Source organism: Chryseobacterium sp. SIMBA_028 (genome assembly GCF_046535285.1).
In the GTDB taxonomy this organism is placed as follows: Bacteria; Bacteroidota; Bacteroidia; order Flavobacteriales; family Weeksellaceae; genus Chryseobacterium.
Genome location: NZ_JAWRWZ010000931.1, coordinates 1 through 224 on the forward strand (window position 1 = coordinate 1; position 224 = coordinate 224).

A 224-nucleotide genomic window follows, 5' to 3' on the forward strand; every position below is an offset into this window, starting at 1 on the left:
GAACGATCTGAAAGTCTGAGCCTCATATAAAGCTTTGAAGCCCCGGAAGCGATTGTTCCGGTCTGGGCCCCTGTCCAACTTAATGTTTGGGTGGTAGAACCCACAGTAGAAAATGTTGTTGTGGCAACCTCCTCTACCTGAAACTTGCCGTCATTGTTAAAGTCGATCCAACCATACAAATATCTTGTAGCAGCCACTGGATTGGTCACTGGAACTGATAGTGT

Annotated in this window: 1 protein-coding gene; it reads right to left on the bottom strand. The window is 46.4% G+C overall.

The window, feature by feature from the left end; all coding sequences use genetic code 11:
* Positions 1-224: GEVED domain-containing protein (locus SCA31_RS25940; RefSeq protein WP_410699810.1), on the bottom strand; the 224-nt coding region annotated here is incomplete at both ends.